11 protein-coding genes are annotated in these 12,558 nt (G+C 38.1%); 1 reads left to right on the top strand and 10 read right to left on the bottom strand.

What is annotated here, in order from left to right; all coding sequences use genetic code 11:
- Window positions 1–29: 29 nt before the first annotated feature.
- Window positions 30–737: a DNA alkylation repair protein gene (locus E2K98_RS09540; RefSeq protein WP_133334017.1), complete on the top strand. Its 708-nt coding sequence runs from the start codon at window positions 30–32 to the stop codon at window positions 735–737.
- Between the two features lie 30 nt (window positions 738–767).
- On the opposite strand, the gene E2K98_RS09535 is transcribed toward E2K98_RS09540, so the two are convergent.
- The 10 genes from E2K98_RS09535 to E2K98_RS09490 form a co-directional block, all read right to left on the bottom strand.
- Window positions 768–1,001, bottom strand: coding sequence for a group-specific protein (locus E2K98_RS09535; RefSeq protein WP_133334016.1), 234 nt, complete (start codon window positions 999–1,001; stop codon window positions 768–770).
- 67 nt (window positions 1,002–1,068) lie between these two features.
- Window positions 1,069–2,070 (bottom strand): AI-2E family transporter, encoded by a 1,002-nt coding sequence (locus tag E2K98_RS09530; RefSeq protein ID WP_133334015.1) that lies wholly within the window; start codon window positions 2,068–2,070, stop codon window positions 1,069–1,071.
- Between the two features lie 110 nt (window positions 2,071–2,180).
- Window positions 2,181–3,197, bottom strand: a complete 1,017-nt coding sequence (locus tag E2K98_RS09525) for a polysaccharide deacetylase family protein (protein WP_133334014.1) — start codon at window positions 3,195–3,197, stop codon at window positions 2,181–2,183.
- A 633-nt stretch (window positions 3,198–3,830) separates the two neighbouring features.
- Window positions 3,831–6,968, bottom strand: a complete 3,138-nt coding sequence (locus tag E2K98_RS09520; protein WP_133334013.1) for an MMPL family transporter — start codon at window positions 6,966–6,968, stop codon at window positions 3,831–3,833.
- 3 nt (window positions 6,969–6,971) lie between these two features.
- Window positions 6,972–7,433: a MarR family winged helix-turn-helix transcriptional regulator gene (locus tag E2K98_RS09515; RefSeq protein WP_133334012.1), complete on the bottom strand. Its 462-nt coding sequence runs from the start codon at window positions 7,431–7,433 to the stop codon at window positions 6,972–6,974.
- Between the two features lie 230 nt (window positions 7,434–7,663).
- Window positions 7,664–7,996: a helix-turn-helix domain-containing protein gene (locus E2K98_RS09510; RefSeq protein WP_133334011.1), complete on the bottom strand. Its 333-nt coding sequence runs from the start codon at window positions 7,994–7,996 to the stop codon at window positions 7,664–7,666.
- Between the two features lie 78 nt (window positions 7,997–8,074).
- Window positions 8,075–9,007 (bottom strand): type II secretion system F family protein, encoded by a 933-nt coding sequence (locus tag E2K98_RS09505; RefSeq protein ID WP_133334010.1) that lies wholly within the window; start codon window positions 9,005–9,007, stop codon window positions 8,075–8,077.
- A 5-nt stretch (window positions 9,008–9,012) separates the two neighbouring features.
- Window positions 9,013–9,975: a type II secretion system F family protein gene (locus E2K98_RS09500; protein WP_133334009.1), complete on the bottom strand. Its 963-nt coding sequence runs from the start codon at window positions 9,973–9,975 to the stop codon at window positions 9,013–9,015.
- A complete protein-coding gene (locus E2K98_RS09495) occupies window positions 9,972–11,360 on the bottom strand; it encodes a CpaF family protein (RefSeq protein WP_133334008.1) in 1,389 nt (462 codons plus the stop codon). Before E2K98_RS09495 ends, E2K98_RS09500 begins: the two co-directional genes overlap by 4 nt.
- Complete coding sequence (locus E2K98_RS09490) at window positions 11,347–12,558, bottom strand: AAA family ATPase (RefSeq protein ID WP_133334007.1); 1,212 nt, start codon at window positions 12,556–12,558, stop codon at window positions 11,347–11,349. Before E2K98_RS09490 ends, E2K98_RS09495 begins: the two co-directional genes overlap by 14 nt.

Here is a 12,558-nt window from a genome sequence, read left to right as displayed (position 1 = left end):
GTATTTATATCTACAAAAGGAGAAATTACATGACTTTCGATGAAATGATGAAAAAGCTAGCTGAACTTGGGTCGGAACAAACGAAAAAAACCTTTGTCAACCATGGAGCAAAAGAACCTCTTTTTGGAGTTAAGGTTGGAGATTTAAAAAAATTGGTAAAATACGTAAAAAAGGATCATGAATTAGCATTAGCGTTATTTAATTCTGATAACCATGATGCAATGTATTTGGCAGGACTTTCGATTAATCCGCAAAAAATCTCAAAAGAAACACTTCAGGGTTGGGTGAAGAAAGCAAATTGGTATTTACTTTCTGAATACACGGTGGCAGGGGTGGCCGCCGAAAGTCCATATGCCCTTGAACTTGCACGGGAATGGATGAGGTCTGAAAAAGAAATGATTGCCGTTTGCGGCTGGAGCACCTATGCAAACTATTTATCGATTGCCCCTGATGAAAATTTAGATATAACTGAAATTCGCAAATTACTCGATCTGGTCGAGGCAACCATTCATGAAGAAAAAAATCGGGTTCGTTACGTGATGAATCTCTTTGTGATATGTGTCGGTGCATATATAGTTTCCTTACATAATGAGGCAATTAAAGTGGCAGAAAAAATCGGAAAAGTGCAGGTCGATGTAGGGAAAACAGCCTGTAAAGTACCAATTGCAACTGAATATATTAAAAAAATTGACCAAAAAGGAAAAATTGGCGTAAAGAAAAAGACCTGTATCTGCTAAAGCGGCCCGTCTTAAAAACGGGCCCTCATTTTATGCATTTTCTAAAACTAGAAATAAACGATTGTTTCGTACACTTTTCTCATCATCGGACACGAGATCGTATTTTTTTAATAAATGGAAAACCTCATTCAATAATTCCTGTGAATGTTCTTTTTCAAAAAACTGCTTAAATAATGGCTGCATCTCTTTAGGCAAAAAGGCTGCCTGTGATTCATATTTCATTTTTACATCTTCATGTGAATGGTCCAGCTTACATTCGCTCATGCTTATAACCTCCTTCAATACCCTTAGAATAACACAACCCCCATTCTTTTTAGAATGGGGGTTCAAATTATACCTTTTTTTGATCCGTCACTTCTAAAACATCCAGAAGGAAAACAAAGATCGGAATTCCGACAATCAAACCCCAAACCCCAAAAAAGTGCTCAGAGAAAATCAAGATAATAAACGTATAGAAAACAGGAAGATTGGTCTTAGACGACATCAAATTTGGATTTAAAATATAGGCTTCAATCCCATGAATAATCGCGATGGCTATTCCAACATAAAGAACCTTCATTAAACCACCGATACTGTAGGCGATAATCGTCAGTGGAATTAACGATAGAATCACCCCTGCTACCGGAATGAGCCCTAGAAGGAAAATCATAATCGAAAGTCCGCCCAGCTGTGGGAAATCCAAGATCCATAAAGAAATCGTTGTTAAAATACAGTTAACGACTGCAATAATTAATTGAGCCTCGATTACCTTACCAAATGTCCCCACAAACTTTCGGGCAAAAAACTCAATTTCAACGTAAATGGAGGAAATCTTGCTCTTTTTAAATTTCTTTGTAAACTCAATTAACCTTGGTTTTTCCAGCAGGAAAAATAAACTCATTAAAAGTGCCAAAAGAATTTGCAGACTTACCTTACTTATATCTGTAAAATATTTGATTAAGAAGGTAAATCCCTGCTCTAAGTAATTCGATATTTGGATTTCTTCAATTTTTTCCGTGATATAATTTAAAACAATATTATCATGCTTTGTTGTATAGAAGGTGGTTAATTGTTTAATAAGCTGCGTTATTTCTGCTGCAATAAGCGGTAAATAAACGACTAATCCATACGAAAGCAATCCAACAATCACCGCATAGGAGACCACCACAATGATCTTTCGATTCAGTCGAACTTTCCCCTCAATAAATTTAACTAAACGATCCATTAAAAACGTAAAAATAAAGGTAAATAAAATTAAGTTAATCATCTCTTTCATCCCATATATGATAAGGGCAATGAAAATGAAGATTAATATTCTTTTAAAACCGCTGCTCTGCCAAAGTTTAGTGATCATATATTTAATCTAACCCCATTGTTTGTACTTATAGTCTAAATACACTAAATTTATTATAACAAATCATTTTTTAAAATTGTTACTTTTTAAAAACATTCCTTCCAGCAACGTTAAAAATGGACAGGTTTCATCGAGTCGTCCAGCGCTTTACTTTCATAGCCGTGCTTGCTTAAATAGTCCAGCAGTTTAGGCAGGTGTTTCAAGGTTTCCCTTTTTTCATGCATTAGGATTACAATCGGCCCCTTTTGTTTTGATTTCTGCTTCAATTGCTGGATTACATTTTTTACAAATCGTTCGTCCCTGTAATACCAGTCCTGACTGTCAATATTCCAGTCCCACATCCTATACCCGCTTTTTGAGACTGCCTGTTTTTCTTCTTTAGTCATATATGGATAGCTTCCGTAAGGTGTTCGAATTAAATGAGAATCTTCCCCTGTTATGGTTTTTAAAGAATACTGGGTCTTATTTAATTCTCCCAATACAGATTTTTCCGATGCATAAAAAAGTTTAACATTATGGGTTACACCATGAATGCCGATGCTTTCCCCAAGCTTCACCATCTTTTTAACCGCATGGGGATATCTTTTAATATTGCCATCGAGCATAAAAAAAGTAGCTTTGTAATGATATTTTTCCAGTACTGCAAGAATATCCTCCGAAAAGCTTTCCGGTCCATCATCAAAAGTTAAATAAATGGTTCTTTTTCTGCTATTTACTGTTTTTAATTTGTTATCCTTTGGCTGAACTAAATCGGTGTCCTTTTTCGATGATTTAGGAGTTTTATTTTTGTTTGCGGCTGTGTGTTCTGGAGCACTATGCTTTACAGTTGTTTTATATCCTTTATTATGAATCTCGTCATCTACTTTTTGCCAATGCCGTAAATCAGCGGCATGCTGCTTCTCTTGCCATAATTCCTTTTCAAACAAATCATCTATCGTAACTTGATAAATTGATCCAGCTGTCTTTTTTAAAGACATTAAACTTCTGTCCTTTTCTCCGATACTAGGTTCATTTGCTTCTGCCTTTGAACCGAAATTATAGATGATAAAGGCCCCTGAAGTGAGTATGCCCAAAGCGACACTGCACAGAAAGGTTCCCTTTAACCATCTATTTTTCCCCATCCCCATTTTTTTAAATCCCTCTTTGCTGTAATTTTATGTCCTTACGCCCATTATAGACGATTTTTCTCGCAAAATGTTTCAAATATATCAAAAATATTACAAAACTATTAAAAGTTTTTACTTTAAATAGATTAAAAAAAGAGACATCACTTGGATACCTCCGGATTGTCGAGAAAGGGTATATGTACCGGCATTTTTTAATTTGTTTGAGTCTAACTAACAGAATTATCATTAAATATTGTGCATGCTCAAAGTCCTGCTGATTTCCGCTCCAGGTGCTTCGCTTTCCGCGGGCGTGCCGGGGAGCCTCCTCGGCGCTTAGGCGCCTGCGGGGTCTCCCCTGCCCCGTACTCCCGCAGGAGTCTTCGCACCTTCCGCTCCAATCAACAGGGATAATAAATTTAAATATTGCCACACACTTTTTCCATCAAGAACTATTTCATCTATAGATACAAATTCATATTCGTTTTGAGAGGACTATTTAGGTTTGAACATTGGAATTCGCCACTTTATTAATAATTTTGTTAATTATATTATAATAAATTAACGCGGTTTATTGTTAAAGCAGATGAATAAAATAAAGGCTGTCGAAGGTTTTTCGACAGCCTGGAGGCATCACTTAGATGCCTCTTTTTTAATCTATTTTAAATTATTTGTCATATTACTAAACGGCCACCAATTGGCTTTGCCAAAGTTTTTAACCATGACTGGAATAAACAATGGCAAGATGACGAACGCGTACAATAATAAACCAACTAAGACAATCGAAGCAATCTGGAGCAATGATAGCATCCCTGAAGGCATCATTGCCGCAAATGTTCCTCCTAAAATAATCGCTGCCGAGATAATGACCGTACCCATCTTTTTCATCGATAACAGCATCGCATCTGCTACCTTTAAATCCTTATACTCATTAAAGCGATCCATCAAGAAAATACTATAATCGACTCCCAGAGCCATCAAAATTACAAATCCAAAGAATGGAACCGCCCAGCTGATTCCTGTATAGCCCAACAGGTTTACAAATAGCGCTTCATTCATGGCCATCGCTGTATAGTAAGTTAAAATCAATGAGCCAATAATATATATCGGCATGATAATAGATCTAAATAAAAGAATTAAGATCAGCGTAATTCCAATCAGCATAAGGACAACTGTCCGTGAAAAATCCTGATTGGACATTTTATTTAAATCTGCGTTTGAGCTGGTAATACCGCCAACGGCAACAACCGCATTTTCAAGCTTTGTACCTTTAACCGCTCTTTTTACCGCATCCTTAATTTCAGGAACCTGGTGAATCGCTTCATTTGAATATGGATTTGCTTTAAATACCACATCCAATGTCATAACTTTTCGGTCATCCGACAGATAGGTATCCATTGCCTGTTTAAAATCCTTGCTTTCCACCACTTCTTTTGGCATATGGAATCCTGACATACTGGTCGAGTCGGATAAATCGGATAAATAACCTTGAGCAGAACCAAGACCATCCGACACTTGATTTAACCCTTTCGCACTTTGGTCAAGCCCGTTCGATAACTGCGTTAATTGGCCTGTTAGACCGCCAAATCCAGTAAGCAGTTGCTTTTGTCCATCATTGATTCCAGACAAACCGCTAGTCAGTTTTGGCATATTAGCAACAATTTGACCTTGACCGTTTGCCAACTTGTCAAGTCCTGCCTGCTGCTGCTCAATTCCTTTAATTAACTTTTCCAGACCAGCAGCAAGTCCCTGCTGGCCGCCATTTGCTTTTTGAAATCCAGCGTTCGCCGTATCCATTCCCTTTGTAATTTGAGAAAGACCAGCGTTTAACTGATTAAGTCCACCGGAAAGAGGTGCTAGCTGCTGCTGGAGTACTTGAACGGTTCCTTTTATTTTTTGATATTGCCCTTCTTTCGCCAATCCATCATAATGACTTTCCAAATAGGTAAAATCTTCGTTCTTAATCTGGGCAAGAGCACTGGATAAAGCTGTTAATCCACCGCCTACATCCTTATATTTGGTGTTTAATGTTTTTAGATTCGCATCTATGTTATGATAACCCTTTTGCAACTTTTTATAGCCAGCAAGTAAGTCCTCGGCACCAGCTTTCGTTTTTTCTAAACCTTTTATCAGTTCTGTAGAACCTGCTGAGCCTTGGCGGATTCCATTTTCAATTTTGGCAAGGTTGGTTTGAATATCAGTCAAACCCGTTTGCAATTGATCGGTTCCTGAAATTAACCCGTTAATTCCGTTCACTGCTCCTTTTAATTGCGGCCCGGATTTTGAAAGCTTGCTGCCTGCTTCTTGCAAGCCGTCACTAATTTTTGTAATTCCATCCTTTCCTTTTCCTAAACCATCCCCAAGACTTTCAGCTTGTTTATTCACGTAAAAGTCTTTAATTTTTTCACCTGTAGGCCTCGTGACAGAACGGACCGTGTCAACTTGATCCACCTTTTCTACTTCTTGACTAATTTTTTCTGCCAATTCCATATAGTCTGTTGAATTCATTGCCTCATCATTTTTAATCACGATTTGGGTCGGCATTGATTCACCAGGACCAAAGCTGTCAGCAATCGCATTAAAAGCACGGATGGATGGAACTTTTCCGCTGATTTCTTCTAATGAGTTAAACGATAATTTCCCATCATACGTAACTAAAAATGGAACACAAATAGCCGCAACAATTAATAATGAAATCACTGGACGAGCCAGGGAAAACTTTCCGACAGCCCCCCAAAGCTTGCTTTCAGCATGTTCCGCACTGCCCTTTGACGGCCAGAAAAGTTTTCTGCCTAATACCGCCATGAAGAATGGAACGATTGTAAATAAGGCGATCAAAAGCATTGCCACTCCAATGGCTACCGCTGAAGAAGATTGGTAGAGGATGAATTGAGAAAAACCAATCGTTGCAAACCCAATCATCACGGCTAAACCACTGAATAACACCGTTCGTCCAGCGGTTCGGTATGTTTCTACGATTGCATCAACGATCGTTTCTCTTTGAGATAATTCCTCTTTGAATCTACTAAGCAATAATATACAATAATCCGTTCCTATTCCGAATAAAACGCAAACCAGAAAGATTTGTGTATAGTTGGATACAGGGAAATTCAGCTTATCTACTAAAATAGCAATAATCGATTGCGCAGCCAGATAAGTAATACCCACTGTTAGCAATGGAATTAAAGGTGATATTAATGAACGAAAAACAAGTAGTAATACAGCTAAAATAAACACGACTGTAATTCCCTCTGTTTTCTTCAAGCCTTCTTCAGAGCTTTTCATCAAATCCTCATTGATCATCCAGTTACTGGTGTAATAATGATCCACCTTTACAGTTTCAATTGTTTTATACAAGGCAGCACTAACTTCTTTGGGCTCACGGTCATTCCAGTTCACCTTAACAGAAGCAAGGATGGACTTCCCGTCCTTAGCAACAAGCTGATTTTTTAAGCTCTTTTCATTAAAATGACTTAGGATTTCTGTGATACCAAGCTTTTCTTTGTTGTCTTCCAATGCTTGAATCGCCTTTTTTGCTTCGATTATTTCAGCACTTGATAACTTTTTATTATCATGAAACACAAGGGCGACTTGGGTTTCCTTGCCGCCATCCTTCTGTTTCTGAACCTGATTCATAATCTCCGTAGCTAAATGGGAGGAATATCCCTTTGGAACATCGACCTGCCCCTTATCACGGACAAGGTCAGCCATATTCGGAGCAATCATGAATAACCCCACTACGACTGCAATCCAGGCAATTAACACGAGCCATTTACTTTTAATAATAAACCTCACCGTTTACTCCTCCTGCTGTAGCTTTTTATTTTCGATAAGAATTCGATTTATCTTTTCATACGTATTTAAAAATTGTTTGATTTCGGTTTCATCGAATTGGGTAATTAAGGATTCAACTAATTTATAGATTCGATCCTCCGTTTGTTCAAATAAGTCAATGCCCTTCTCCGTTAACGTTAGATACACTACACGCCGGTCATTCTCATCACGGGTACGTTGAATTAAACCCTTTTCCCACATCCGATTAATAATGGCAGTGATGGCGCTTTTTTTCACCTCAAAGACTTCTGCCAATTCAGTAGATGTACAGGTACCTGATTTGTGGATATACCTTAACATATAGTGCTGGTCACTAGTGAGATCACTGCTAATTTGCTCTTTTACAAGCGATTCCCCTTTTTTATTAACGGAAAAGGAAAGCGTGATATAACGGTCCACTAATTCTTGAATGTTTTTATCAGCCATTATGTATCGATTCACCTCACTCGAATGATTCTACTGTTTAATTGTTCAACTCGTTAACTATTAACAAAGTTAACTATAATGGCGATGAAATCATTTTGTCAATGATTTATTGGCTGTTTACTTTGAGAGAAAAAAATTCAATGAAGAAAATATTTTTGGGGGGAAGGGAGGGGAGAATATTCATACAAAATAAAGAAAGGTGATTTATAACAAATCACCATGGTTTAGTTTTACTCCGTATTCAATTCTTGAATCAAATTCTTTATTTTCCTTAATTTTTGAGTATTTAATTGACCCTCGGACAATTCGATTTCAAGCTTTAATGTACCCTTTATCACGCCGCTGCTTATCTTTGTTTCACCATCTTGGTTACCTTTAATGAATTGGTCTATGTCTACCTTTAAAGTTGTTGCTAATTTATCTAATATTTCTATACTAGGATTCCGTTGGATATCCCGCTCAATTAAACTTAAATAAGACTTTGAAATACCCGATAACTCACTTAACTGGCTTATTGATAAACCTTTTTCTTCACGAAGTAATTTGAGTTTAGTTCCTTCCATAAAATCTCTCCTTGACTAGCAGATTCTTTTTGTTGTACTTTTCATTCACAATAAAGAACAAAACATTTAAAAAAATATTTATCCTCCTAGACCCTTTGTGATTAACGTAATAACTAGAGGTCCCAATATGACAATAAATAATGCTGGAAAAATGAAAAACACCATTGGAAACAGCATTTTTACTGGTGCCTTCATCGCCTGTTCTCTTGCAGCTTCACGTCTCTGTTCACGTACACGTACGGTAAGATTCCCTAAAACCTTTGCCATTCCAATCCCAAGCTGATCCGCTTGAATCAACGAGGTAATCACACTCTGAAACGAATCAGATGGGACACGCTTCCGAAGCTCGTAAAAAGCTTCTCTTCTTGATTTACCAAGCTTCATATCCTCTAATGTTCGAAGAAACTCTTCTGACAGCGGACCTTTATATTTTTTTGACACCTCTGCGAGTGCCAAATCCAGCCCCATCCCTGCCTCAAGCAAAAGGTTTACCGTATCAAAAAAATCAGCCATTGATTTATTAATTTCTTTAACCCTTGCTGTTTTTTTCTTCCCAAGCTGGAACACAGGAAGCCGGAATCCAAAAATCGCCATAGTGATTGCCATCAACCACACTAACATTTTATTGTCCGCAACTGGCAATAAAAAGAGAACGATCGGCACACTTATACCAATACTCAATACAAATTGAAAAAGCCTAAAATCGATTGCGGACTTGAAAGGGTAGCCCGCATCCCTTAAAAGGATATCTAGTTTTTTTCTTTCCACTTTGGAAACCTTTTGATTTAATAAATTGGTTCCCTTATTCCAATACCGATCAAAAAGCTCTCTTAACCTGTCATCATTCTTTTTTCTTAAAGAATTATTTGTTTCTTTTTTAACTGTTTCCCCAAAAAACTTTCCAACACGTTCGTTGAAAGCAATTTCCTTTTTGAAAATAGTTAACAAGGAACCTGCCACTACGAAGGTTGCAAATGCGGCAGATAGAACAACGAAAACAAAGTTCAACATGAACCCTACACCTCAATTCGGATGATTTTCTGGATTACCCCCCACCCAATAATGATGAAGACACTGCCTACAGTGAGCATTGCCCATCCCAATGGATGATGCAGCATTGGTGAAAAATAATCTTTGCTGACAAACGCTAAATATAAGCCAAGTCCAACCGGCAGTAAGGTGATGATCCAAGATGACATTCTTCCCTGCGCTGTTAACGTATTTAGTTCTTCAAGCACTCGGACTCTGCCTCTAATTGTTTCTTCCATTGTTTCCAATAGCTCAGCAAGATTTCCGCCGCTCTTCCTTTGTGCAAGAATGGCCTGAACGACAACTTCCAATTCTTTGTTAGGTAATCGGTCAATTAATTCTTCAAATACATCCTCTAATGGCATCCCAAGTCCTGCCTGTCTTACAATCCGATCAAATTCTGGACCAAGCGGGTCTGGAATTTCTTTGCCAACAAGCTGCATTGCTTGCATAAAGCTAAAGCCTGCCCTCATGGAATTAGCCATCATCCCCAAGACTTCGATTAACTGATAGGACAACCGAGTTAACCGTTTTTTTCGTTTTTGTTTCATAAAATAATGGGGAATGGCATAACCAATAATTACCGCAATAGCAGAAAGAAACCATGGCAGGCTTAGGAAAGCTGTGAATAGTCCGAAACCGGCAGAGGCTAAAATTCTCAACGCAAAAAACTCCTCCGGCCTCAATCCACTACCAGCTTCTACTAGCATTTTTTCTGTTTTCCTGCTAAATTGAACATTTTTAAACATATTTGATAGAGAAAGAATAAACTGTTTAGAAAGCGGTGGTCTTTTTTCTTTCTTACTTTCATCCTCTTCCGCTTGCGAAACTGGCAAAAACTCCTTGATTCGGTGATTCATTCTCCTCTTTTTTGAAAACCCGCTTAAGATAAGATACATCGAAATACTAACGACTAAAAATACAAAGACCAATTCGATGACTAATTTCAATTAAACCACTCTCCAACAAACCAAGAAGCAGGCAAGGAGTATCCATTTAATTCAAGCTGCTCTGTGAACTTTGGCCTGATACCTGTGCTAATAAAGCTTCCTTGAATCAGACCATCGCCATTATGTCCCTTTTCTTTAAATAAAAACAGATCCTGAAGAACGATTGTATCGCCTTCCATTCCCAGTACTTCCGTTATATGGGTTATTTTTCTCGTACCATCCTTTAATCTTGACTGATGAACAATCAAATTGATGGCATTGGCAATCTGTTCACGGATTGCCCTGACAGGAAGCTCATAGCCTGCCATCAACACCATGGTTTCCAAGCGGGAAAGGATATCTCTAGGGGAGTTAGCGTGCCCAGTACTTAAGCTGCCGTCATGACCGGTATTCATTGCTTGAAGCATATCCAGTGCTTCGGCTCCACGAACCTCCCCAACTACTATCCGGTCAGGCCGCATCCGCAGCGAGTTCCGGACTAAATCACGAATTGAAATTTGCCCTTTTCCTTCGATATTCGCAGGACGGGATTCGAGCGAAACAATATGTTCCTGATGAAGTTTAAGCTCTGCTGCATCTTCGATGGTAACAATTCGTTCACGATTTGGGATAAAGGAAGAGAGAACATTTAAGGTTGAAGTCTTCCCAGAGCCTGTACCGCCGCTGATAAAAATATTGAGTTTGGACTTAACACAAATATCGAGGAATTCCGCCATTTCCTCACTTAATGTTCCAAATTCGACTAAATCTTTAATGGTAAAAGGAGTATCCGAGAATTTCCGTATTGTCAAACTCGGTCCCTTTAAAGCAAGTGGAGGAATAATTGCATTCACACGCGAGCCATCCGGCAGGCGAGCATCCACCATCGGAGAACTTTCATCGACTCGACGGCCAATGGGGGCAACAATCCGCTCGATTACCCTCATAACATGCTGGTCATCCATAAAGCTTACATTACTCCTAGTAATCTTTCCGTTTTGTTCATAATAAATTTCATCATGACAATTGACCATTACCTCACTAATTAATGGGTTCTCTAACAGGGGAGTAATCGGACCATATGCAAGCAATTCATCCTTTACGTATTCAAAAATTTCTTGCTTTTCCTCAAAGGTTAATCGTCCGCCTTCTTCATTAAAAAAGGCTTCTCCTAATTCCTCTATTTTCATTTTCTCCTGCTCTTTATTCTGACTAGGATACTTTTTCAACTCTTCTACTAGATAATTGTGAAGACTTGCTTCTATGTTCCAAAATTCCTGTGATTTTTTTATAGCCGGAGACTCTTGGACCTCTTTGATGGGTTTACTTTGTATACTTGGTGTACTTGATGCATTTGGTGTAATCGTTGCAGCCGCTTCCTCTTTATACCGTTTAAATAGTGACATTCCTTTGTTCTCCTCTCTTTCCAAATAGAGACCAGCGTTTTACTTTTTTTAATTTCTTGGTCTCACCAATTTTTTGATCAATTAGCTTTTCTGAAAGCTTTAAAACAGCCTTCCCAAGCTGGCTCCGTGAGTTCGAGAGAATAAACGGCTGCCCTGTTTTTATCGAGGAGGACGCAACATTTACTTGATCCGGCAGGGTGAAAAAGATATTCAACCCTAAGATTGCTTCAATTTTTTTAATATCAAGTCCCTGTTTCTTTACAAAACGGTTCAAAATTAGTTTTACGCGATCCTTTAAGTTAATCGATTCTAACATCTCTAAATAGAGTTGATTTAATCTTAAAACGGAAACTTCATTTTGCGTTACTAGTAAAATCTCATCGGCTAAATCAAGGTATCGTAAATGAATTTCTGATATGTGAATCGGCATATCAATTAAGACAATATCGAATAGTTTCTTTGCTTCGTTGACGGCTGCTTTTATATGATTCTCTGAAATTCCTTCAAAGAACTCTGGACGAGGAGGAGCGGCAAGAATCGAGACATTGCCCTCAACAGTGGTCATATATTGGTTGATTGAATATTGTTCGCTGCCATATCCTTCCTTTACCCATTCATATATCGTTTTTTTCGGTTTTACATTAAAATACATGGCCACCTCACCAAATTGGAGGTTTCCATCAATTACAGCCACTTTTTTCCCCATTTTCGCGAACGCTACAGCTAGATTAACGGTTACAATTGTCCTGCCCACGCCGCCCTTTGGATTGGTAACGGCAATTACTTTACTTTTTTCTTTTATTAAATTAACTAAGCCTTGGTCCTTCTTTGCCCGGTGCTGCATATATTTCTTTGCGTGCTCAATTGCATCATTCAGTTCTTCCTGAGTGTACGACGAACGCAAGGAATCCGAAGCCCCCATCAACATTGCTTTTTTCAGGTTTTCTAAGTTATCAGGTACAATTAAGATGATATAAACATGCGGGTAAAGAACAGATATTTCCTGACAAAAATCAAATACATTGTAAAGTGTATGAGATTTTATAAATAATACGGATTGATTATTCTCAATTAAAAGCGATCGGAGTCTATCAATTTCGTTGGTCGCAGTTAATCGGAACTGCTTCTTTTCTAAAAGTGATTTTATTTCTCCAGGAGGTGTATTCGTATCAGAAAAATAAACCCAGTTTATGCTCAT

It is taken from the genome of Bacillus salipaludis, from assembly GCF_004358205.1.
Note: the sequence above shows the minus strand (reverse complement) of the source record. Positions and strands in the feature narration are given on the sequence as shown.